At 65.5% G+C, this 21,355-nt stretch carries 14 protein-coding genes and 4 tRNA genes; 3 read left to right on the top strand and 15 right to left on the bottom strand.

Going from position 1 to position 21,355, the window contains the following annotated elements:
• Nucleotides 1–152 precede the first annotated feature (152 nt).
• The 15 genes from rpoC to ACVCL9_RS01720 all read right to left on the bottom strand — a co-directional run bounded on the left by rpoC (nt 153) and on the right by ACVCL9_RS01720 (nt 16,364).
• Nucleotides 153–4,364 carry a DNA-directed RNA polymerase subunit beta' gene (gene rpoC / locus ACVCL9_RS01790; protein ID WP_395117258.1) on the bottom strand — a complete coding sequence of 1,404 codons (4,212 nt, stop codon included), beginning with the start codon at nt 4,362–4,364 and terminating at the stop codon, nt 153–155.
• Between the two features lie 154 nt (nt 4,365–4,518).
• Entirely contained in the window at nt 4,519–8,682 is a 4,164-nt protein-coding gene (rpoB, locus tag ACVCL9_RS01785) for a DNA-directed RNA polymerase subunit beta (RefSeq protein ID WP_395121355.1), read from the bottom strand.
• Nucleotides 8,683–8,938: 256 nt separating this feature from the next.
• A complete protein-coding gene (rplL, locus tag ACVCL9_RS01780; protein ID WP_136258109.1) occupies nt 8,939–9,310 on the bottom strand; it encodes a 50S ribosomal protein L7/L12 in 372 nt (123 codons plus the stop codon).
• A gap of 51 nt (nt 9,311–9,361) precedes the next feature.
• The gene (gene rplJ / locus ACVCL9_RS01775; RefSeq protein WP_136258108.1) at nt 9,362–9,895 is read right to left on the bottom strand and encodes a 50S ribosomal protein L10; all 534 of its coding nucleotides are present in this window, start codon (nt 9,893–9,895) and stop codon (nt 9,362–9,364) included.
• Nucleotides 9,896–10,244: 349 nt separating this feature from the next.
• The gene (rplA, locus tag ACVCL9_RS01770) at nt 10,245–10,952 is read right to left on the bottom strand and encodes a 50S ribosomal protein L1 (protein WP_395117254.1); all 708 of its coding nucleotides are present in this window, start codon (nt 10,950–10,952) and stop codon (nt 10,245–10,247) included.
• A gap of 3 nt (nt 10,953–10,955) precedes the next feature.
• Nucleotides 10,956–11,384: a 50S ribosomal protein L11 gene (rplK, locus tag ACVCL9_RS01765; RefSeq protein ID WP_027491701.1), complete on the bottom strand. Its 429-nt coding sequence runs from the start codon at nt 11,382–11,384 to the stop codon at nt 10,956–10,958.
• Nucleotides 11,385–11,683: 299 nt separating this feature from the next.
• The gene (gene nusG, locus ACVCL9_RS01760; RefSeq protein WP_136258106.1) at nt 11,684–12,244 is read right to left on the bottom strand and encodes a transcription termination/antitermination protein NusG; all 561 of its coding nucleotides are present in this window, start codon (nt 12,242–12,244) and stop codon (nt 11,684–11,686) included.
• A 7-nt stretch (nt 12,245–12,251) separates the two neighbouring features.
• Nucleotides 12,252–12,647 (bottom strand): preprotein translocase subunit SecE, encoded by a 396-nt coding sequence (gene secE / locus ACVCL9_RS01755; RefSeq protein WP_395117252.1) that lies wholly within the window; start codon nt 12,645–12,647, stop codon nt 12,252–12,254.
• Nucleotides 12,648–12,728: 81 nt separating this feature from the next.
• Nucleotides 12,729–12,804 (bottom strand) — tRNA-Trp (locus ACVCL9_RS01750).
• A 106-nt stretch (nt 12,805–12,910) separates the two neighbouring features.
• Entirely contained in the window at nt 12,911–14,101 is a 1,191-nt protein-coding gene (gene tuf, locus ACVCL9_RS01745; protein WP_395117250.1) for an elongation factor Tu, read from the bottom strand.
• 78 nt (nt 14,102–14,179) lie between these two features.
• Nucleotides 14,180–14,255: transfer RNA gene (locus ACVCL9_RS01740), tRNA-Thr, on the bottom strand.
• A gap of 172 nt (nt 14,256–14,427) precedes the next feature.
• Nucleotides 14,428–14,501: transfer RNA gene (locus ACVCL9_RS01735), tRNA-Gly, on the bottom strand.
• 48 nt (nt 14,502–14,549) lie between these two features.
• Nucleotides 14,550–14,635: transfer RNA gene (locus ACVCL9_RS01730), tRNA-Tyr, on the bottom strand.
• Between the two features lie 93 nt (nt 14,636–14,728).
• The gene (locus ACVCL9_RS01725; protein WP_395117248.1) at nt 14,729–15,217 is read right to left on the bottom strand and encodes an acyl-CoA thioesterase; all 489 of its coding nucleotides are present in this window, start codon (nt 15,215–15,217) and stop codon (nt 14,729–14,731) included.
• A gap of 106 nt (nt 15,218–15,323) precedes the next feature.
• Nucleotides 15,324–16,364, bottom strand: a complete 1,041-nt coding sequence (locus tag ACVCL9_RS01720) for a cyanophycinase (protein ID WP_395117246.1) — start codon at nt 16,362–16,364, stop codon at nt 15,324–15,326.
• Nucleotides 16,365–16,496: 132 nt separating this feature from the next.
• Between ACVCL9_RS01720 and ACVCL9_RS01715 the strand changes: the two genes are divergently transcribed.
• The 3 genes from ACVCL9_RS01715 (at nt 16,497) to ACVCL9_RS01705 (ending at nt 21,271) form a co-directional block, all read left to right on the top strand.
• Nucleotides 16,497–17,072 carry an RNA polymerase sigma factor gene (locus ACVCL9_RS01715; RefSeq protein ID WP_395117244.1) on the top strand — a complete coding sequence of 192 codons (576 nt, stop codon included), beginning with the start codon at nt 16,497–16,499 and terminating at the stop codon, nt 17,070–17,072.
• Nucleotides 17,062–18,120, top strand: a complete 1,059-nt coding sequence (locus tag ACVCL9_RS01710) for a FecR family protein (RefSeq protein WP_447099335.1) — start codon at nt 17,062–17,064, stop codon at nt 18,118–18,120. The genes ACVCL9_RS01715 and ACVCL9_RS01710 overlap by 11 nt, the downstream gene beginning before the upstream one ends.
• Nucleotides 18,121–18,211: 91 nt before the next feature.
• Nucleotides 18,212–21,271 (top strand): TonB-dependent receptor domain-containing protein, encoded by a 3,060-nt coding sequence (locus ACVCL9_RS01705; protein ID WP_447099336.1) that lies wholly within the window; start codon nt 18,212–18,214, stop codon nt 21,269–21,271.
• The last annotated feature ends 84 nt before the right edge of the window (nt 21,272–21,355 follow it).

The raw sequence follows: 21,355 nt of genomic DNA, 5'->3' as shown, positions 1-21,355 counted from the left end.
GGCAGCCCGATCAAGCTCGGTCTGCCAAGAAGCGGGAATTTAACATGAGCCGCTTGCCATGGGCAAGCTGACGCCCTGCCGTCCTTGACCCGAACACGAGGCGCGTCCCTGCGCCTCATTTCGTATGTCAGCGAGTGAAGCCTCGAACGGGCTTACTCGGCACCACCATCTGCACCGGTCACCTCTGCGACCGGGGTCGCAGGCGTGGTTCCGGAAAGCGTCTCGAGCTCCGTGGCGGTCAAACCGCCCTGGCGACGACGCAATGCGTGGTACGCCAAGCCCGTGCCTGCCGGAATGAGACGGCCGACAATAACATTTTCCTTCAGGCCCCGCAAGGTATCACGGGTGCCGCGCACCGCAGCTTCGGTCAACACGCGGGTGGTTTCCTGGAACGAGGCGGCCGAAATGAACGACTCGGTCGCCAGCGAAGCCTTGGTGATGCCAAGCAGGATCGACTGGTATTCGGCCGGTCGCTCGCCCTTGGCCACGGCCCGCTCGTTCTCGGCGTTGATCCGCACGCGCTCGATCTGCTCTCCGCGCAGGTAATGGCTGTCGCCCGGCTCGACGATCTCGATCTTGCGCAGCATCTGGCGAATGATCGCCTCGATGTGCTTGTCGTTGATCTTCACGCCCTGCAGGCGATACACGTCCTGGATCTCCTTGACCAGGTAACCGGCCAGCGGCTCCACGCCCAGCAGGCGCAGGATGTCATGCGGACTCGGCTCGCCGTCGACGACGGTTTCGCCCTTCTCCACATGCTCGCCCTCGAACACGATGACCTGACGCCACTTCGGAATCAGTTCCTCGTGCTCGTTGCCGTCGACGTCCTTGATGACCAGGCGCTGCTTGCCCTTGGTGTCCTTGCCGAAGCTGACGATGCCCGAACGCTCGGCCAGGATCGCCGGCTCCTTCGGCTTGCGCGCCTCGAACAGGTCGGCCACGCGCGGCAGACCGCCGGTGATGTCGCGGGTCTTCGAGCTCTCCTGCGGAATGCGCGCGATCACGTCGCCCACGCCCACCTCGGCGCCGTTCTGGATCGACACGATGGCACCGGCCGGCAGGAAGTACTGCGCGGCAATGTCGGTGCCCGGCAGCTTCAGCTCGCGGCCCTTGGCGTCTTCCAGGCGCACGATCGGACGCAGGTCCTTCGCCTGTGCGCCGCGGCGCTTCGGATCGGTGACCACCGCCGACTCCAGGCCGGTGAGTTCGTCGGTCTGGCTCTGCACGGTGACGCCGTCGAGGAAGTCGATGAAGCGCACCACGCCGGCCACCTCGGTGACGATCGGGTGGGTATGCGGGTCCCAGTTGGCCACGGTCTGGCCCGGCTTGACCGCCGCACCGTCCTTGACCGCGATGGTGGCGCCGTACGGCACCTTGTAGCGCTCGCGCTCGCGGCCGCTGGCGTCGATCACGCTCAGTTCGCCGGAACGCGACACCGCCACCAGATGGCCCTGCTTGTGCTGCACCGACTTCAGGTTGTTGTACTTCAGCGAACCGGTGGTTTTCACCGTCACGTTGTCCACCGCCGCCGCACGCGAAGCCGCACCGCCGATGTGGAAGGTGCGCATGGTCAGCTGGGTGCCGGGCTCGCCGATCGACTGCGCGGCCACCACGCCCACGGCCTCGCCCATGTTGACCAGATGGCCACGGGCCAGATCGCGGCCGTAGCACAGCTTGCACACGCCATGTTCGGCTTCGCAGGTGATCGGCGAACGCACCTTGATGATCTGCACGCCGGCCTTGTCCAGCTTCTCGACCAGTGCCTCGTTGAGCAGGGTGTCGCGGGTGACGATCGGCTGGTCGTCGTCGCCCGGGGCGTAGACGTCCTCGACCACCACGCGGCCGAGCACGCGGTCGCGCAACGGCTCGACCACGTCGCCGCCTTCGACGATCGGCTGCATGGTGATGCCGTCCTCGGTGCCGCAGTCGTCCATGGTGATGACCACGTCCTGCGCCACGTCGACCAGGCGACGGGTCAGGTAACCGGAGTTGGCGGTCTTCAGCGCGGTATCGGCCAGGCCCTTGCGGGCGCCGTGGGTCGAGTTGAAGTACTGCAGCACGTTCAGGCCTTCGCGGAAGTTGGCCTTGATCGGGGTCTCGATGATCGAGCCGTCCGGGCGCGCCATCAGGCCGCGCATGCCGGCCAGCTGGCGAATCTGCGCCACCGAGCCACGCGCGCCGGAGTCGGCCATGATGTACAGCGAGTTCATCGACTTCTGGTTGACCGTCTTGCCGTCGGCATCGACCACCTTCTCGGTGCCGATGCCGTCGATCATCGCCTTGGCCACCAGCTCGCTGGTGCGCGACCAGATGTCGACCACCTTGTTGTAGCGCTCGCCGGCGGTGACCAGACCGGACTGGTACTGCTGCTGGATCTCGACGACTTCCTTCTCGGCCTCTTCCAGGATCGGCTTTTTCTCGGCCGGAATCAGCATGTCGTCGATGCCGATCGAGATGCCCGAACGAGTCGCGTAGCGATAGCCGGCATACATCAGCTGATCGGCGAACACGACCGTGTCCTTCAGGCCCAGCAGACGGTAGCTGGAGTTGATCAGACGCGAGATGTTCTTCTTCGTCAGCTCGGTGTTGGCCAGCTCGAACGGGAGGCCCTCGGGCATGATCTCGGCCAGCAAGGCGCGACCGACCGTCGTATCGACGATCCTGGTCTGCTGCGTGCGGGTACCGTCTTCGGCGATGTGCACCAGCTTCATGCGCACCTTGACCTTGGCGTGCAACTCGACTGCGCGGTTGTCGTATGCGCGACGTGCCTCGCCAATGCCGGAGAACACCATGCCGGTGCCCTTGGCGTTGATCAGCTCACGGGTCAGGTAATACAGGCCCAGCACGACGTCCTGGGTCGGCACGATGATCGGCTCGCCGTTCGCCGGCGACAGGATGTTGTTGGTCGACATCATCAAGGTGCGCGCTTCCAGCTGCGCCTCGATCGACAGCGGCACGTGGACAGCCATCTGGTCGCCGTCGAAGTCGGCGTTGAACGCGGTGCAGACCAGCGGATGCAGCTGGATCGCCTTGCCTTCGATCAGCTTCGGCTCGAACGCCTGGATGCCGAGGCGATGCAGGGTCGGCGCACGGTTCAGCAGTACCGGATGTTCGCGGATCACCTCTTCGAGGATGTCCCACACCTGGGCCTCTTCGCGCTCGACCAGCTTCTTTGCCGCCTTGATGGTGGTGGCTTCGCCACGCGCCTGCAGCTTGGCGAAGATGAATGGCTTGAACAGCTCCAGCGCCATCTTCTTCGGCAGACCGCACTGGTGCAGGCGCAGGGTCGGGCCGACCACGATCACCGAACGACCGGAGTAGTCAACGCGCTTGCCCAGCAGGTTCTGGCGGAAGCGGCCCTGCTTGCCCTTGATCATGTCGGCCAGCGACTTCAGCGCGCGCTTGTTGGTGCCGGTGATGGCACGGCCGCGGCGGCCGTTGTCGAGCAGCGCATCGACCGATTCCTGCAGCATGCGCTTCTCGTTGCGCACGATGATGTCCGGCGCATTGAGCTCGAGCAGCCGCTTCAGACGGTTGTTGCGGTTGATGACGCGGCGGTACAGGTCGTTCAGGTCGGAGGTCGCGAAGCGGCCGCCATCCAGCGGCACCAGCGGACGCAGATCCGGCGGCAGCACGGGAAGAACGGTCAGCACCATCCACTCCGGCTTGTTGCCGGATTCCAGGAACGCCTCGATCAGCTTGACGCGCTTGGTCAGCCGCTTCAGCTTGGTCTCGGAATTGGTGGAGGCGATCTCTTCCTTCAGGCGGATGACTTCGCCCGGCAGGTCGAGCGACTTCAGCAGGTGGAATACCGCCTCGGCACCCATCCGCGCGTCGAACTCGTCGCCGTGTTCCTCGGTCGCCTCCAGGTACTGGTCCTCGCTGAGCAGCTGGCCGCGCTCCAGCGCGGTCATGCCCGGGTCGATCACCACGAAGGCCTCAAAGTACAGGATGCGCTCGATGTCGCGCAGGGTCATGTCCAGCATCAGGCCGATGCGCGAGGGCAGCGACTTGAGAAACCAGATGTGGGCGGTCGGGCTGGCCAGCTCGATATGGCCCATGCGCTCGCGACGCACCTTGGCCAGCGTCACTTCCGTGCCGCACTTCTCGCAGACCACGCCGCGGTGCTTCATGCGCTTGTACTTGCCGCACAGGCACTCGTAGTCCTTCACCGGACCGAAGATGGCCGCGCAGAACAGGCCGTCACGCTCCGGCTTGAAGGTACGGTAGTTGATCGTCTCCGGCTTCTTCACTTCACCGTACGACCACGAGCGGATCAGCTCCGGCGACGCGAGCGCAATCTTGATCGCGTCGAAATCCGGCGTCGCACGCTGCTGGTTGAAGAGGTTGAGCAAGTCTTTCATTTGAATCTCCGGTCGGAGCAAATTCTTGGGTCGAGGTCCGCAGTTCGAACAAGATCAGGTTCGCCGGATCCGGGGCCGGGACCGGGTTTGCTTTTGCAAATCCCGGCTTTTAACAGACGAATGTCTGGTAATCCCGTATCCCGAACCCCGTCGATCACTTGACCTCTTCCAGGTCGATGTTGATGGCGAGCGAGCGGATTTCCTTCACCAGCACATTGAAGGACTCCGGCATGCCTGCCGACATCTCGTGGTTGCCGTCGACGATGTTCTTGTACATCTGGTTGCGGCCCTGCACGTCATCGGACTTCACCGTCAGCATTTCCTGCAGGGTGTAGGCCGCGCCGTAGGCTTCCAGCGCCCAGACTTCCATTTCGCCGAAGCGCTGGCCGCCGAACTGCGCCTTGCCGCCCAGCGGCTGCTGGGTGACCAGCGAGTACGGGCCGGTGGAGCGTGCGTGCATCTTGTCGTCAACCAGGTGGTTGAGCTTCAGGTAATGCATGTAGCCCACGGTGACCGGGCGATCGAACGCCTCGCCGGTGCGACCGTCGTACAGCGTGGTCTGGCCCGACTCGGGCAGATCCGCCAGCTTCAGCATCGCCTTGATCTCGGTCTCCTCGGCGCCGTCGAACACCGGCGTCGCCATCGGCACGCCTTCCTGCAGGTTGGTGGCGAGCGCCAGGATCTCCTTGTCGGTGAGCGACTTCAGGTCGACGTGCTGCACCGCGCCGGCGACGTGGGTGTTGTAGATCTGGTCGAGGAACTTGCGGATCTCGACCACCTTCTCCTGCGCCTCGAGCATCTTCTGGATCTTCTTGCCCAGGCCCTTGGCGGCCCAGCCCAGATGCACTTCCAGAATCTGGCCGATGTTCATGCGCGAAGGCACGCCCAGCGGGTTGAGGCAGATATCCACCGCCTCGCCGTTGGCCATGTACGGCATGTCCTCGACTGGCACCACGTTGGAAACCACGCCCTTGTTGCCGTGGCGGCCGGCCATCTTGTCGCCCGGCTGGATGCGGCGCTTCACGGCCAGGAACACCTTGACCATCTTCAGCACGCCCGGCGCGAGGTCGTCGCCCTGGGTGATCTTGCCCTGCTTCTCCTTGAAGCGCTTGTCGAACTCTTCCTTGTGGCGCTTGATCTGGTCGGCGGCACGCTCGAGGAACTCGGTGACGTCCTCGTCCTTGACGTTGATCTTGAACCAGTCGTCCTTCTTCAGGCCGTCGAGGTAGGCGTCGGTGATCTCGGTGCCGCGCTTGAGGCCGCCCGGACCGCTCTGTGCGGTCTTGCCGACCAGCTGGGTGCGCATGCGGCTGTAGATCGCGCCTTCCAGGATGCGGAACTGGTCGTCCAGATCCTTGCGCACCCGCTTGACCTCGGTTTCCTCGATCTGCTTGGCGCGCTTGTCCTTCTCGATGCCGTCACGGGTGAACACCTGCACGTCAATGACGGTGCCGTCCATGCCCGGCGGCACGCGCAGCGAGCTGTCCTTCACGTCGGATGCCTTCTCGCCGAAGATCGCGCGCAGCAGCTTCTCTTCCGGGGTCAGCTGGCTCTCGCCTTTCGGCGTGACCTTGCCGACCATGATGTCGCCGGCCTTCACCTCGGCACCGATGTAGACGATGCCCGACTCGTCCAGGCGCGCCAGCGCCTGCTCGCCCACGTTCGGGATGTCGGCGGTGATTTCCTCGGCGCCCAGCTTGGTGTCGCGCGCGATGCAGGACAGCTCCTCGATGTGGATCGAGGTGTAGCGGTCTTCCTGCACGACACGCTCGGAGAGCAGGATCGAGTCTTCGAAGTTGTAGCCGTTCCACGGCATGAACGCGATCAGCATGTTCTGGCCGAGCGCGAGCTCGCCCAGGTCGGTCGACGAGCCGTCGGCCAGCGTGTCGCCCTTTGCCACCACGTCACCGACGTTGACCAGCGGACGCTGGTTGAGGTTGGTGTTCTGGTTGGAGCGGGTGTACTTGGTCAGCGTGTAGATGTCGACGCCGGCGTCGTTGTCGCCCACCTCGTCCTCGTTCACGCGCACCACGATGCGCGCCGCGTCGACCTGGTCGATCACGCCGCCGCGCTTGGCCGAGACGATGACGCCGGAGTCGCGCGCCACGGCGCGCTCGACGCCGGTGCCGACCAGCGGGGTCTGCGAACGCAGGGTCGGTACCGCCTGACGCTGCATGTTCGCGCCCATCAGTGCGCGGTTCGCGTCGTCGTGCTCCAGGAACGGCACCAGCGCCGCGGCGACCGACACGGTCTGCATCGGCGAGACGTCCATGTAGTCCACTTCGGACGCCGGGCGCAGCTCGGATTCACCGCGGAAGCGGCAGGACACGAAGTCCTCGATGAAGGCGCCATGCTTGTCCAGCGGCGAGTTCGCCTGCGCGATCACGTGGTCGCCCTCCTCGATCGCCGACAGGTAATCGACCGTGTCGGTGACCTTGCCGCCGGCCACCTTGCGGTACGGCGTCTCGAGGAAGCCGTAGGCGTTGGTGCGCGCGTAAACGGCCAGCGAGTTGATCAGGCCGATGTTCGGGCCTTCCGGCGTTTCGATGGTGCAGACGCGGCCGTAATGGGTCGGATGCACGTCGCGCACCTCGAAGCCAGCGCGTTCGCGGGTAAGGCCACCCGGCCCGAGCGCGGAGACGCGGCGCTTGTGGGTGACTTCCGACAGCGGGTTGTTCTGGTCCATGAACTGCGACAGCTGCGAGGAACCGAAGAACTCCTTCACCGCCGCCGCGACCGGCTTGGCATTGATCAGGTCCTGCGGGGTCAGGCCATCGGCTTCGGCCAGGCTGAGGCGTTCGCGAACCGCACGCTCCACGCGCACCAGGCCGATGCGGAAGGTGTTCTCCGCCATTTCGCCCACCGAACGCACGCGGCGGTTGCCCAGGTGGTCGATGTCGTCCACGGTGCCGTGGCCGTTCTTGATGTCGATCAGCACCTTCAGCACGTCGAGGATGTCGGAGCTCTCGCCCTGCTCGGCGACCAGTCGCTGCGACTCCTCTTCCTTGCGCTCGCTGAAGTACTTGTAGTCGTACAGCACGCCCGGGCCGAGGATTTCCTTGCGGCCCACGCGGCGGTTGAACTTCATCCGGCCCACGCTCGACAGGTCGTAACGGTCGAAGGTGAAGAACAGGTTGAAGAACAGGTTCTGCGCGGCGTCCTTGGTCGGCGGCTCGCCCGGACGCATCATGCGGTAGATCTCCACCAGCGCCTCCAGCGGCGTCGTGGTGTTGTCGATGCGCAGGGTGTGCGAGATGTAGGCGCCGCGGTCCAGGTCGTTGACGTACAACGTCGGCACGATCTCGATGCCGGCCTTGCGGAAGTTCTCCAACTGCTCGGCGGTGATCTCGTCGTTCGCCGAGGCCAGCAGCTCGCCGGTCTTGCTGTCGACGATGTCCTTCGCCACGATGCGGCCGACCGGATAGTCATCCGGTACTTCCAGCGCGGTGATGTTCTCGGCCGCCAGCTGGCGCACGTGGCGCGCGGTGATGCGCTTGCCGGCTTCCACCAGCACCTTGCCGCCGATGGCCAGGTCGAAGCTCAGCGTCTCGCCGCGAAGGCGCTCGGCAACCAGCTCCAGCGTGGTGCCGCCCTTCTTGCCCAGGTGGAACACGTTGTGCTCGAAGAAGATGCCCAGCATCTCTTCGTTGTTGTAGCCGAGCGCACGCAGCAGCACCGTCACCGGCAACTTGCGGCGACGATCGATGCGGGTGAACAGCGCGTCCTTCGGGTCGAACTCGAAGTCCAGCCATGAGCCGCGGTAGGGGATCACGCGAGCCGAGAACAGCAGCTTGCCCGAGCTGTGCGTCTTGCCGCGGTCGTGGTCGAAGAACACGCCCGGCGAACGATGCAGCTGCGAGACGATCACGCGCTCGGTGCCGTTGATGATGAAGGTGCCGGTGTCGGTCATGAGCGGAATCTCGCCCATGTAGACCTCCTGCTCCTTGATGTACTTGACCACCTTCTTGGAGGCCGGGCTGTCCTTGTCGTAGATGACCAGACGCACGGTGGTGCGCAGCGGCGCGCCGAAGGTCATGCCGCGGTTGCGGCATTCGCGCTCGTCGAACGCCGGCTCGCCGAGGCGGTAGTCGACATACTCGAGTGCGGCATTGCCCGAATAGCTGGAGATCGGGAACACCGACTTCAACGCGGCATGCAAACCCTTCTCGCCGCGTTGCTTCGGCGCGACGTGCTCCTGCAGGAACTCACGGTAGGAATCGGTCTGGATGGTCAGCAGGTTGGGCACGCCCAGTACGGGCGGACGCTTGCCAAAGTCTTTGCGGATGCGTTTCTTCTCGGTAAACGAGTAGGCCATGATCGGTAGCGCCTCGGTTCGCAGTGACGCCGGCGGTGCACACACCGGCTGAAGGGATGATTTGTCTTTGCCGGACGGCCAACGCCATCCGGGCCGGGGATTCGGGAATCGAGAATGGGGAATCGGTCAAGGCCCGAAGGCCGTTACTGACGATTCGCCATTCTCCATTCCCCATTCCCGTTCAAACGGGCAAAGCCCGGGAGCTTTCGCTCCCAGGCTCGCTTGACATCAAGTCGAAGCAGCGGCGTACAAACGCCGATTACTTCAATTCGACGGTGGCGCCGGCAGCTTCCAGATCCTTCTTGAACTTGTCGGCGTCTTCCTTCGACACGGCTTCCTTCAGGACGCCGCCGGCCTCGGTGAGGTCCTTGGCTTCCTTCAGGCCCAGGCCGGTGATCGCGCGGACAGCCTTGATCACGTCGACCTTCTTGGCACCGGCGCTCTTCAGGATCACGTCGAACTCGGTCTGCGCTTCGGCAGCCGGGCCGGCAGCAGCCGGGCCGGCAGCGACCATCACCGGGGCGGCGGCGGTCACGCCAAACTTCTCTTCGATCGCCTTCACCAGGTCCATCACTTCCATCAGCGACTTGGCGGCGACGGCTTCAACGATCTGTTCGTTGGTCAGGGACATTGCATTTACCTCTGGATATATTTCGGTTCGGTTTGATGAGACGCAGATCGATCAGGCCGGTTCGGCTTCAGCCGGGGCTTCGGCGGCGACTTCGCCACCACCCTGCTGGTCGGCCACCGCCTTGACGACGCGGGCGAACATCGTGGCCGGCTCGGCCAGCACGCGGGCCAGCATGGCCAGCGCCTGTTCGCGGGTCGGCAGCGAGGCCAGCACGTCGACGTGCGAGGCCGGCAGCAGCTTGCCTTCGACCGAGACGAGCTTCGCCTGCAGCTTGTCGTTGTCCTTGGCGAACTCCTTGATCAGACGCCCGGCAGCGCCGGGTTCTTCCGTCGAGAATGCGTACAGCAGCGGACCGACCAGGGCGTCCTTGACGACCTCGAACTCGGTACCGGCCACGGCGCGCGACGCCAGCGTGTTCTTGACGACTCGCAAGTACACACCGGATTCGCGGGCCTTCTTGCGCATCGCGGTCATCTGAGCGACCGTGGTGCCCGCATACTCGGCAGCGACCAGGGAGTGAGCCTTCGCGGCAACTTCAGCCAGCTCTGCGACTACTTCTTGCTTCTGAGACAGATTGAGAGCCATTGCACTCCTCCAAATGAACTCCGCTCGCGGCTCCTGCCGCTTGCGGTCCTGGGCGACGCCGTCCCTGGCGCCGGGGACACCTCGTGCCCCGGGTGTTGGCCTTTCCAGAACTGAACAACGAACCGTTCCAGTAGGGGCAGCACCATCTGCGCAGGCCGGATCGTGGCGACTCCGATTAAGCAACCCCGTTGGCGACGCGGCGATTCCCTGCCAGGTTCGAGCTCCCTGCCCGTCGTCGTCGCGCGTTGGTTGCGCCTGCGGTCTTTGACAGCGATCCCGGCTTCGCGAACGGGCCGGGACTGCCCTCAAAAACTGCCCGCGTCGACTTCGAGGTCGACGCGGGGCTTGATTACTTGGCGGCGATCGTCAGCGACGAGGTATCGACGGCAACGCCGACGCCCATCGTGCTGGACAACGCCACTTTCTGCAGGAACACGCCCTTGGCCGTCGACGGCTTGGCCTTGATCACATCGGCGATCAGCGCGTTGAGGTTGTCCGCCAGCTGGGCGGCCTCGAAGCTGGCCTTGCCGATGGTGGCGTGGACGATGCCAGCCTTGTCGTTGCGGAACTTCACCTGGCCGGCCTTGGCGTTCTTCACCGCGGTGGCGACGTCGGCGGTGACCGAGCCGTCCTTCGGGTTCGGCATCAGGCCGCGCGGGCCGAGCAACTGGCCGAGCTTGCCGACCACGCGCATCGCGTCCGGCGTGGCGATCACGCGACCGAAGTCGAGATCACCGCCCTGCATGCGCTCGGCCAGGTCGTCCATGCCGACCGCGTCGGCACCGGCGGCCTTGGCCGCCTCGGCCTTCTCGCCAGGCGGGCAGAACACGGCGACCTTGACGGTCTTGCCGGTGCCATGCGGCAGCAGCGAGGAGCCACGCACGCCCTGGTCCGACTTCTTTGCGTCGATACCCAGGCGCACCGCCACGTCCACCGACTCGGCGAACTTCGCCTTGGCGTTGTCCTTGACGATCTTCAGGGCCTCTTCCAGGCCGTAGAACTTGCCCGGCTGCACCGCGGCCTGCGCGGCTTTCATGCGCTTCGTGAGCTTTGCCATGTCTTAACCCTCCACCACAAGGCCCATGCTGCGGGCGCTACCGGCAATGGTGCGCACCGCGGCGTCGAGATCGGCAGCCGTCAGATCCGGCTCCTTCTGCTTGGCAATGTCTTCCAGCTGCTTGCGGGTGACCTTGCCGACCTTGTCGGTGTTCGGCTTCTGCGAACCCTTGGCGACGCCGGTGGCCTTCTTCAGAAGGATGGTGGCGGGCGGGGTCTTGGTGATGAAGGTGAAGCTGCGGTCGGAATAGGCCGTGATGATGGTCGGGATCGGCAGACCCGGCTCCAGCTTCTGCGTGGCGGCATTGAACGCCTTGCAGAACTCCATGATGTTCAGGCCGCGCTGACCGAGGGCGGGACCGACCGGCGGCGAGGGGTTGGCCTGACCGGCCTTGACCTGCAGCTTGATGTAACCGACAACTTTCTTTGCCATGGGATTTTCCTCGCGAGTCCAGGCGCCTTGCGGCTCCTCGCTGTTCACCGCTCCGTGGATGGAAGGAAGACCTGCCTCGTGCAGATCCGAAACGCGGACACGCCGGGCCAAAAAGACCCCGCGTGAACCGCGCAGTATAGAGATTTACCGGATCATCAGCAAGCCCCGTGCCAGTTGCGGCACCAAGACCGAAATCGGAAGCGGAGAGTGTCGGCCTGACCGGCGCTACCCTCCCCCGCCAGCGGAGGAAAAGACGAAGATGCCGAGCGAGTGCGCTCCGGGCAATCTTTTCTCTGGACTCAGGCCTTTTCGACCTGACCGAACTCCAGTTCCACCGGGGTCGAACGCCCGAAGATCAACACGGCCACGCGCAGGCGGCTCTTCTCGTAGTTGACTTCCTCGACCACGCCGTTGAAATCGTTGAACGGGCCCTCGGTGACGCGCACCATCTCGCCCGGCTCGAACAGCACCTTCGGCTTGGGCTTCTCGACGCCCTCGCGCACGCGACTGAGAATGGCGTCGGCTTCGCTGTCCTTGATCGGCAACGGGCGATCGGCGGTGCCGCCGATGAACCCCATGACCTTGGGGGTTTCCTTGATCAGGTGCCAGCACTCGTCGTCGATGCGCGGCGCCTTGCCCTCGGTGCTGCACTCGATCTGCACCAGCACGTAGCCGGGGAAGAACTTGCGATCGCTGCGGCGCTTCTGCCCGCCGCGCATCTCGATGACTTCCTCGGTCGGCACCAGCACTTCGCCGAACTTCTCTTCCATCCCGGCGCGCTTGATGCGCTCCTCGAGAGAACGCTTGACCTGGTTCTCGAAGCCCGAATAGGCGTGCACCACGTACCAGCGCTTGCTCATGCTCATCTCAACCACCCAGCTTCAACAGCCAGTCGAGGATGACCGACTTCAGGATCAGGTCGATCAACCCCAGCAGCAGCGACAGGACGATCACTACCAGCAGGATGACGCCGGTCGTCTTGATCGTCTCGTCGCGCGTGGGCCAGACCACCTTGCGCATCTCGAACTGCGATTCGGCCAGGAAATTCCTGACCCGCCGCCCCAGCCCGGTGAACGCGGCGATCGCCACGGCGATCACCAGCGCGGCGAGCACGCCCAGCAGGCGCATCGACACGGGGACGCTGCCGTCACGACCGAACCAGGAATAGGCAAAGATGCCCGCTGCCAGCACCAGCCCCGCCAGTATCAGCTTGCCGATGTCGCCAGCGTTGGTGCCCTTGGGCTGTTCTGCCTTGGTAATCATGTGCGCTTGTCGAGTGGCGGCAGCACGCCGAGCCTTGCGGTCGACCCTGCCATCGTCACCCGTCCGAATCCTCGGGAAAAGTGGCACGCCAGGAGGGACTTGAACCCCCAACCTGCGGTTTTGGAGACCGCTGCTCTGCCAATTGAGCTACTGGCGTAAAAACGGGAACAGGGAATAGAGAATCGGGAATGGTAAACGATCCGGAGCGTGTCGTGCTTCGCTCCAGCGATTCCCGATTCCCGATTCCCTACTCCCGATGTATTTTACTTGATGACCTTGGCCACCACGCCGGCGCCGACGGTGCGGCCGCCTTCGCGGATGGCGAAACGCAGGCCTTCGTCCATCGCGATCGGGTGGATCAGGCTCACCACCATCTTCACGTTGTCGCCCGGCATCACCATTTCCACGCCTTCCGGCAGGGTCACGGCACCGGTCACGTCGGTCGTGCGGAAGTAGAACTGCGGGCGGTAGCCCTTGAAGAACGGCGTGTGACGGCCACCCTCGTCCTTCGACAGCACATACACTTCGGCCTCGAAATCCGTGTGCGGGGTGATCGTGCCCGGCTTGGCCAGCACCTGGCCACGCTCCACGTCGTCGCGCTTCAGGCCGCGCAGCAGCAGGCCGGCATTGTCGCCCGCCTGGCCCTGGTCCAGCAGCTTGCGGAACATCTCCACGCCGGTGACCGTGGTCTTCTGCGTGTCGCGGATGCCGACCACTTCGATTTCGTCGCCCACCTTGATCACGCCGCGCTCGATACGACCGGTCACCACGGTGCCGCGGCCGGAGATCGAGAACACGTCTTCCACCGGCATCAGGAACGGCTTGTCGATCGTGCGCACCGGCTCGGGGATGTAGCTGTCCAGCGCGTCCACCAGCTTGATGATCGCCGGCACGCCGATTTCGCTCTGGTCGCCTTCCAGCGCCTTCAGCGCCGAACCATGGATGATCGGGGTGTCGTCGCCCGGGAAGTCGTACTTGCTCAGCAGCTCGCGCACTTCCATCTCGACCAGTTCGAGCAGCTCGGCGTCATCGACCATGTCCGCCTTGTTCAGGAACACCACGATGTACGGCACGCCGACCTGGCGCGACAGCAGGATGTGCTCGCGCGTCTGCGGCATCGGGCCGTCCGCGGCCGAGCACACCAGGATCGCGCCGTCCATCTGCGCCGCACCGGTGATCATGTTCTTCACGTAGTCCGCGTGGCCGGGGCAGTCGACGTGCGCGTAGTGACGGGTCGGTGACTCGTATTCCACGTGCGCGGTCGAGATCGTGATGCCGCGCGCCTTCTCTTCCGGCGCCGCGTCGATCGCGCTGTAGTCCTTGAATTCTCCACCGAAACGCTCGGCACCGACCTTCGTCAGCGCCGCCGTCAGCGTCGTCTTGCCGTGATCCACGTGACCAATCGTGCCGACGTTGACGTGCGGCTTGGTGCGTTCGAATTTACCCTTTGCCATGCGCGCTAAACCCCGATGGAGTCAATCAATTGTAGAAAAGAACAGCCCGTTTACGGGCTGGCCGTGAAGGCCGGAAGCTGGTGCTCATGACAGGAATCGAACCTGTGACCTCTTCCTTACCAAGGAAGTGCTCTACCGACTGAGCTACATGAGCGTGTATTTCAGCCGTCCTCCATGACGGCAAAGACAAGACCGACATCCTGTCGGACTCTTCATAACTTCAGCCATCCTCCATGATGACGAAGAACAGACCGGCGTCCTGCCGGATGATTCGAAACTTATGCCGCGATCGCGTCGATCAACAGCTTCTGACACTTGCAGTGCAATGGAGCGGGAGACGGGGATCGAACCCGCATCATCAGCTTGGAAGGCTGAGGTTCTACCATTGAACTACTCCCGCCCTGCGCGGAAATCGTGTCTTGCGCGCCGCTTTCGCGTCGCTTGTTGCTGGTGGAGGGAGGTGGATTCGAACCACCGAAGGCGTAAGCCAGCAGATTTACAGTCTGCCCCCGTTGGCCGCTTGGGTATCCCTCCAACAAAGAACGCGTATTGTGTGGATCGTGCCGGGAACTGTCAACACCTCATGGCACGCATATCGCATGTCGGCGCGCCATCCGGCCGTGCCCGTCAGGTGTCGGCAAGGTCTTGCGGATCGACCAACTGCTCCATCCCCCGGGACAACTCGAGCAGTTGCCGGGCCTTGGCCTGCAGGCGCCGGTCGGCCTCGTTGCGCGGCTCCCAGCATGGCACCGGGGTGGGCTTGCCATCGGCGCCGTCCAGCGCCACAAACACCATCACGCAGCTGGTCGCCAGGCGCTGGTCGCCCTTGCGCAAGTCGCTGGCCATCACGTCGACGGCCAGATGCATGCTGCTGCGGCCCGTATGGATCAGGCGCGCCCTCACCGTGACGAGGTCGCCGATCAGGATCGGCGCCACGAACTGGATGCCGCTGACCGAGGCCGTGACGCAATACGCTCCACTCCAGGCAACCGCGCAGGCATAACCGGCCTGGTCGATCCACTTCATCGCCATGCCGCCGTGCACCTTGCCGCCGAAGTTGACGTCGGTGGGCTGGGCGAGAAAACGGAAACTGACTTCCTGCTGTTTTCCGGGCATGGCGGGTCCGCGAAAGCAAGATCGGAAGGGCGATTATGCCCGCTTCACCCACTCACCACGATCGCTACGCCGGCAACCGGCGTCGCCATGCGCGCGCCGAAGCCAGCTAACGTGCCGGCGTCGCGGCCGGCACGGCATCGCCGTGCAACTCAAGCTTGCCGTCGCGCACGTCAGCGGTGACCTCGAACGCCGGGCGTTGCACGCTCAGATCGCGCAGGTCGATCCGACTGTGCGGGCCGATGCCGGTCACGCGAATGCCCCGATAGTCCAGCGGCTGGCCGGCAACGACCCGCGCCGGCGGACCCGCGGGGCGCACCAGCCAGGCGAAACCGTCGTTCAGGGTGACCAGATGCCCTTGTCCATCGGCCTCCACGCACAACGCGGCATCCTCATCCACGCCCAGGCCGATCACGTCGGCATGCCCCTCGTGGCGCAACCGGGCGATGAACGCAACCAACCGGCCCAGCCGCTTGCGCGCATGGAAGTGGGTGTCGGTGATGACGTGCCGCAGGTACGGCAGATGCAGGAAACCTTCGACCACGGTCACCGCCTTGCCCAGCGGATCGGCCAGCGCTTCATCCGAGGTGATGCTGCCGCCGTCCAGCGCGCCATAGGCAAAGCGGCCGAGGATCGCCAGGCCGGCACTGGTGCCGCCCAGCGGCTTGCCCTGCGCCACATGGCGTTCCAGCAAGGCGTTCAACGGCGTGCCTTTCCAGAACCGCACATAGTTGGCCTGGTCGCCGCCGGCGATGAAGATGCCGTCGGCCGAACGCACGATCTCCAGCACGCGCGGATCGCTGGCCGCCGCGCGGTCGTGGAACACCAGGGTCTGCACCGAGGCCACGCCGCCGATGTCTTCGTACAGCTCCTTCTGCAATTCATCGGCACCGGAGGCGCGCAGGACCACGAAATGCCCGTGCCCGCCCCTGGCGGCGAACCATGCGAACGCCGCCGGCGGCCAGTCACCACCGCCCATCAGCAGCAGCGCCGGCTCGGTGGTTCCGGGGCGCGCGGCGTCGAGCTTGCCGATCCGGTAATAGTCGTAGCCTGCACCCGACGGCTTGGCCACGCTGCCGGGCCCGAAGCCCGCCAACAGCAGGCAGCACGCCAGCCACAGCCAGCGGAAAGTTGGTCGGAACGTTTTCATCGGCACTTCCCCGGGCCATGACAGAGCGGGCGCATGCCCGTCCGTGGTTATCGTCCGGGACGAGCGGCCCGCGGATATCCCCCACGTTCGCCCCGCTGTCCAGCCGCCCCGGATTGGCGCTAAGGTCGCCACGTGGACAATTCCCTCAACAGCTGGTTTGCCCGCGAAATCCTCGTCCACGAGGGCGCCCTGATGCGCTATCTGCGGCGCAGCTGGTTCCGTCGCGAGGAGGTCCACGACCTGCGCCAGGAGATCTACGTTCGCGTCTACGAAGCCGCGGCACGGTCGCGCCCGACCCAACCCAAGTCGTTCATGTTCACCACGGCGCGCCACCTGATGACCGACCGCCTGCGCCGCGAACGGGTGGTCTCGATCGAGGCCGTGGGTGATATCGACGCGTTGAACGTCTCGGTGGACGAGGTCACGCCGGACCGCCGGCTGGACGCACACCAGGAGTTGAAACGCCTCGCCGACGCGTTCGACCGCCTGCCCGACCGCTGCCGCGAGGTGGTCTGGCTGCGCCGCGTCGAGCAGTTGTCGCAGAAACAGGTCGCCGCCCGCATGGGCATCAGCGAGAAGACCGTGGAGAAGCAGATCGCCAAGGGCGCGCGGCTGATCGCTCAGTATGTGCACGGCGATCGCCACGCCCATCGCCACACCCGTGCAGGCGAACAGGAAACCGCCATCGAGCTTGGTCATGACCAGTAGCAGGGAGATCGAACACATCGCCGCGAGCTGGCTGGCCCGACGCGACGGCGAGCACTGGAACGAGCGCGACCAGCGCCGGCTGGACGCGTGGCTGGATGCGTCAACCGCGCACCGGGTGGCCTACGTGCGGCTCGACGCGGCGTGGCAGCAAAGCGGCCGGCTGCAGGCGCTGGGTGCCGGCTGGCGCGCCGGCGGCGTGCCGCCGCGTGGCAGTTGGGCGACGCCGCACACCGGTGCACCTGCGCTGGCGCAACCGCACCCTGCCGCGACTCCGCGCGGCTGGCGGGCAGCCACGCGACGCCGATCCTGGCCGCACGCCCGGCTGCTGGCGGTCGCCGCTTCGCTGCTGGCGGTCGTGACGCTGGCGCTGGCCTGGCATGGGTACGGCGCGGTGGAGCAGGCGTCCTATCGAACCGCCGTCGGCGAGCTGCGCGAGGTGCAACTGGCGGACGGCTCGGTGGCCACGCTCAGCAGCGACAGCCGCATCCGGCTGACCTGGTCGCGCCGCGAACGCCACGTCGATCTCGAGCAAGGCGAGGCGTTCTTCAGCGTGGCCAAGGATCGCGCACGACCGTTCGTGGTCAGCGCCGACGCGCGCCGGGTGATCGCCGTCGGCACACGCTTCGCGGTGCGCCGTGACGTGGCGGATCTGCGCGTGGTGGTCACCCAGGGCCTGGTGCGGCTGGAATCCGACGGTCGTCCCGACGGCCCGCACCAGGCCACCACCCTGTTGCCGGCCGGCAGCGTGGCCATCGCCAGCGACGGCGGCGTGGTCGTGCATTCGGGAACCGTGCAGCAGGCGCAGGAATACCTGAGCTGGCGCAACGGTTTCGTCAGCTTCCACGACACCCCGCTGGCCACCGCCGTGGCCGAGTTCAACCGCTACAACCAGCGCAAGATCGTGATCGACGATGTACGGGTCGGCGCCATGCGCGTGGGCGGCAACTTCCGCTGGTCCAACACCGACGCCTTCGTGCGGCTGCTGACGCGCGGCTTCCCGGTCAAGGCCGCCGCGCGCGGGAACACTATCGTGTTGAGTCCGCGCTGAGCGGAGCGGTGCCTGGGGGGATTTTCCGCGTCCGCTCGTCATGGCATCTACGCGGTGCGCATCGTGCGCGCCTGCCCGGGGAGAACTGCACATGACTCGTTCGCTACGCGGCGCGCTGTTGATCCTTGCTTGCTCGGCACCGGCCCTCGCCGCCGCACAGGCCCCGGCGACGCGGCCGGTCGACATCCCGGCCGGTGACCTGGTCACCGCGCTGGATACGCTGGCCCGCCAGTCCGGCGCGCAGTTCATCTACCAGGCCGACCAGCTGCGCGGACTGCGCACCGCCGGCGTGCGCGGCACGCTGTCGACGGACGAGGCGCTGCGGCGGTTGCTGGCCGGCAGCGGCTTCACCACGCAGCACGACGAGTCCGGCGCGGTAGTGATCGTCAAGGCGGCCCGCCGAACCGCGCCGCCAACCGCACCCGCGCCTGCCGGCAGCGGCTCCGCCGAACCGGACCCGGAACAGGCCACACGGCTGGACGAAGTGCAGGTCACCGGCTCGCGCATTCCGCGGGTGCAGGTCGAGGGCCCGGCGCCAGTCACCGTGGTCACCGCGCAGGAGATCAAGGCCGCCGGCTTCGCCAGCGTGCCCGACGTGATGCGCGCGATCACCCAGAACAGCGGCGAGACGCAGAGCCAGCAATCCTCCAGCGGCGCCGACTTTTCGCCGGGCGCCGAGGAAGTCGACTTGCGCGGGCTCGGCCCCAACCACACCCTGGTACTGGTCAACGGCCGGCGCATCGCCGATTTTCCGCTGCCGTTCAAGGGCCGCAGCAACTTCACCGACATCTCCAACATTCCGATCGGCATGATCGACCGCATCGAGGTGCTCACCGGCAGCGCCTCGGCGGTGTACGGTTCGGATGCGATCTCCGGCGTGGTGAACTTCATCCTGAAGGACCACGCCGACGGCACCACCATCGACCTGCGCTACGGCGACACCACCCGCGGCGGCGGCGCGTCGACCAAGCTGAACTTCTCCACCGGCTTCTCGCAGGGTGACTTCAACCTGGTGTTCGGCGCCGAGCTGATCGACCAGAAGCCGCTGTGGGCCTACGACCGCAAGATCCAGGACTCCACCGCCGACGCGCCCACCGCGCGCTCGCAGGTGCCGCGCCGCACCTTCCTCAACGGCGACTGGAACGACGACTACATCGACCCCGGCCAGGCCACCTGCGACGCGCTGTCGTACCTCAACGGCGGCACCACGGTGTATGCGAACCGGCCGCGCTACGGCAATTTCTGTGGCAGCGCCGAGTCGATCGGCTACGGCACCATCCTCAGCCAGCGCCGCGGCATCAACACCTACACCTCGGCCAACTTCAAGATCAACGACAACCTGAGCTGGTTCGGCGACATGCAGCTGGGCTGGAGCAAGGTCGAGCTGTTCCGCGACGTCGAGCAATGGAACTACCAGGCGCCCGACGGCAACGAGGACGGCTACTTCTACAACGCGCACAGCGGCGGCATCGAGAACTGGTATCGCCAGTTCACGCCCGAGGAAATGGGCGGCCTCGGCCGCGGCATGATCGAGAACACGCAGAAGACCTTCAGCCTCACCACCGGCTTCAAGGGCACGTTCGGCCAGGCCTGGGATTACGAGGCCTCGCTCAGCCACTCGCAGTACAAGGCGCTGATCAGCTGGCCGCAAACCGTCGCCGCGAAGGCCAACGATCTCTACCTCGGCCCGCAACTGGGCGTGGACCCGGACAGCGGCCTGCCGATCTTCGACGCCGATCCCGTCCGCCTGTACACGCCGCTGACCCGCGCCGAGTACGACGCGATCACCGCGCGCACCAACTACCACCCCGAATCGCGCAGCGACACGCTGGCGTTCACCCTGACCAACACCGCCTTGTTCAACCTGCCCGCCGGGCCGGCGGGTTTCGCCGGCGTGGTCGAGTTCGGCAACCAGGCCTACGACCTCAACCCCGACCCGCTGGCCACCCAGTACTACTACTACAGCTGGAAGGATTCCGACGGCCACGGCAGCCGCAACCGCTGGGCTACCGCCGGCGAGCTGCGCCTGCCGCTGCTGGAATCGCTCAACCTCAGCCTGGCCGGCCGCTACGACCAGTACCGCTTCTCCGGCCACAAGACCGGCAAGCTGACCTACAGCACCGGGCTGGAATGGCGCCCGCTCGACAGCCTGCTGCTGCGCGGCTCCTACGGCACCGCGTTCCGTGCGCCGGACCTGCACTACGTCTACGCCGGCATCGGCAACGACGAGACCTCCGGCAACGACTACTACCGCTGCCGCACCGAGGAGCCGGATGAGGACATCACCGACTGCTCGTATTCCGACGAAGGTCTGATCCGCACGCGCCAGGGCAACCGCGACCTGAACTCCGAGACCAGCACCTCCTGGACCGGCGGCTTCGTGTGGTCACCGACGCCGAACCTGGATCTGTCGGTGGACTATTTCAACATCCGCATGCAGAACCAGGTGCAGGACCTCAGCACCGACCGCATCCTGCAACTGGAAGCCGATTGCCGCATCGGCAAGGACGTCAACGGCAATCCGGTCGACCCGAACTCGCCCAGTTGCATCGACGCGGTGGCGCGCGTCACCCGCACCGCTGGTACGGGTCGCTTGTACGGCATCTTTGTCAACCCGATCAACGTCGCCAACGAGCGCACCAGCGGCATCGACGCCAGCGCGCACTACAAGCTGGAAACCGCGATCGGCACCTTCCGTTTCGCCGGCAACTACACCTGGACCCGCAACCACCTGTTCCAGCAATACCCCGGTGACCCGACCCGGGATGAACTGGCGGTCAACAGCGGCTTCGACATCCCGCGTGAAAAGACCAGCGCCAGCATCTCGTGGGAGCGCAAGGCCTGGTCGGCCACCTTGTTCGGCACCCGCCTGGGCCGCCTGCCAAACTCGTGGTCGTACGATCAGGTCGTCGACACCTCGGCCGGCGATCCCGCCTGGGTTCACGCCACTTACCGCTACAACGCCACCTTGCAGTACAAGTTCAGCGACCACGCCCAGCTGTCGCTGGCAGTGGACAACCTGTTCGACAAGATGCCCCCGCGCGACCCCACCTATACGTCGTATCCGTACTACGACATCTCATGGTTCGACGCTGCCGGCCGCAGCTACTTCGTGCAGTTCACCTACAAGTTCGGCGGCAGCGCGCTGTAGGCGACTCTTTGCGGCGAGGTAGGGCGGGCACTGCCCGCCGGCGCTTCAACGCACCCATCGGGAGCGGCGGGCAGTGCCCGCCCT

The organism is Rhodanobacter sp. UC4438_H5 (assembly GCF_052978405.1).
Note: the sequence above shows the minus strand (reverse complement) of the source record. Positions and strands in the feature narration are given on the sequence as shown.

Excerpts from the sequence above, each read along its gene's own strand:
- ACVCL9_RS01705 (WP_447099336.1), top strand. The coding sequence starts at position 18,212 with ATGACTCGTTCGCTACGCGGCGCGCTGTTGATCCTTGCTTGCTCGGCA.
- rpoC (WP_395117258.1), bottom strand. The coding sequence starts at position 4,364 with ATGAAAGACTTGCTCAACCTCTTCAACCAGCAGCGTGCGACGCCGGAT.
- rplL (WP_136258109.1), bottom strand. The coding sequence starts at position 9,310 with ATGTCCCTGACCAACGAACAGATCGTTGAAGCCGTCGCCGCCAAGTCG.
- nusG (WP_136258106.1), bottom strand. The coding sequence starts at position 12,244 with ATGAGCAAGCGCTGGTACGTGGTGCACGCCTATTCGGGCTTCGAGAAC.
- tuf (WP_395117250.1), bottom strand. The coding sequence starts at position 14,101 with ATGGCAAAGGGTAAATTCGAACGCACCAAGCCGCACGTCAACGTCGGC.
- ACVCL9_RS01725 (WP_395117248.1), bottom strand. The coding sequence starts at position 15,217 with ATGCCCGGAAAACAGCAGGAAGTCAGTTTCCGTTTTCTCGCCCAGCCC.
- rplK (WP_027491701.1), bottom strand. The coding sequence starts at position 11,384 with ATGGCAAAGAAAGTTGTCGGTTACATCAAGCTGCAGGTCAAGGCCGGT.
- ACVCL9_RS01720 (WP_395117246.1), bottom strand. The coding sequence starts at position 16,364 with ATGAAAACGTTCCGACCAACTTTCCGCTGGCTGTGGCTGGCGTGCTGC.
- secE (WP_395117252.1), bottom strand. The coding sequence starts at position 12,647 with ATGATTACCAAGGCAGAACAGCCCAAGGGCACCAACGCTGGCGACATC.
- rplJ (WP_136258108.1), bottom strand. The coding sequence starts at position 9,895 with ATGGCTCTCAATCTGTCTCAGAAGCAAGAAGTAGTCGCAGAGCTGGCT.
- rplA (WP_395117254.1), bottom strand. The coding sequence starts at position 10,952 with ATGGCAAAGCTCACGAAGCGCATGAAAGCCGCGCAGGCCGCGGTGCAG.
- ACVCL9_RS01710 (WP_447099335.1), top strand. The coding sequence starts at position 17,062 with ATGACCAGTAGCAGGGAGATCGAACACATCGCCGCGAGCTGGCTGGCC.